The following is a 1,215-nucleotide window of genomic DNA, read 5'->3' as shown; positions in this document are numbered from 1 at the left end:
GTTCTCATCGGAAGCATCTACCGCATTATTCAGCAGGTTAATGAAAACCTGTTGCAGTTTCTGTGGATTGCCCGTCACTCTGTGTTCCGGATCACACAAGTTAAGAAAGCTGATATTGCTGCTCTTTCGTCCAAGTTGCAACAGGCTGATAGACTCCTGAACACTGGTAAAAAGATCAACGGGTTCATGAGTGCTCGTTTATGATCGATTTTTACCGTTGTGGGAGTAGTTCATGAGCATTTGAACAATTCTGGAAATCCTCTGCGTTTGTTCGAGTACCTGGCCCGCTACTTCCCGGGTATCGCCTTCTTCTGAGAGGGCTTTCAGCTCCTGAGCCAGACAATCAATAGCGGTGACCGGGTTGCCAATCTCGTGAGCGACACCGGCCGCCAGCTGTCCTATGGAGGCCAGTCGTTCACTGTGAAACAGCTGATCTTCAAGCATCTGGTTCTCTGTATGATCTTCCAGCAGCATCACCTTGTTGCCATTGGGACCATACACCAGTGCTTCAAGGTTGGCCTTGTGAAGATTGAAGTAACGCAACTGCCCATTAATTTCTACACCATGTTTAGGCAGGTGCTGACTGTCTATCCGGGCAAAGTTGCTGAGAATGTCATTCCAGGGCTCTGGAATCCGGTTCAGAGGGCTGCCCAGAACCTCTGAGGCCGGGATAGCGGTCATGTGGCTCATGGCCTGGTTCCAGAGCATGATTTCTCCAGCCGCATCCACTGAGCAGAGGGCCATAGGAAGATTATTCAGAATGTCCCGATGGTAGCGCCTCAGGTCATCCAGTTCTCCGGCCAGACCGCTCAATCGACTGTGATAGGCTTCAAGCCGTGATTCCATGAAATGAATATCCCGGGCAACGTAGCCCTTGTTTTCATCCCAGGGCAAGAAGGTGTCAACAATATCGTGGGCTACGCTTGGCCCCATCAGACCCGAAAGGTTTTTCTCGATCCGCTCCCTCAGACGACGAAGAGCATGAGGGCGGTTTTCATCTTCTCTCATGTTGAGATCGCTGAGTGCTCTGGACACTTCCTTATGCGCCACCCGTCCTCCCAGAGGTTTACTCAGCATTTCATGGAAATCATGAGCAGACTTGGCTTCAGGAACTTTCTGATCGTTGCGGCTGTTGCTTTCAACCTGACAGGCACTGGCGGCTGAACGTTCTTCGGGGGACATACAGGTGAAGTTTGAGACCAGATATATCAGCAC

General features: G+C 50.9%; 2 protein-coding genes. One reads left to right on the top strand and one right to left on the bottom strand.

Translation table 11 applies throughout. The features are described 5' to 3' along the window. Positions 1–204: hypothetical protein (locus tag KDK16_RS00485; protein WP_257274217.1), on the top strand; the 204-nt coding region annotated here is incomplete at its 5' end. Here the strand turns inward: KDK16_RS00485 and KDK16_RS00480 are convergent. Continuing rightward, positions 199–1,215: histidine kinase dimerization/phospho-acceptor domain-containing protein (locus KDK16_RS00480; RefSeq protein ID WP_257274216.1), on the bottom strand; the 1,017-nt coding region annotated here is incomplete at its 5' end. The genes KDK16_RS00485 and KDK16_RS00480 overlap by 6 nt on opposite strands.

This window comes from Endozoicomonas sp. SESOKO4, from assembly GCF_024606275.1.
Note: the sequence above shows the minus strand (reverse complement) of the source record. Positions and strands in the feature narration are given on the sequence as shown.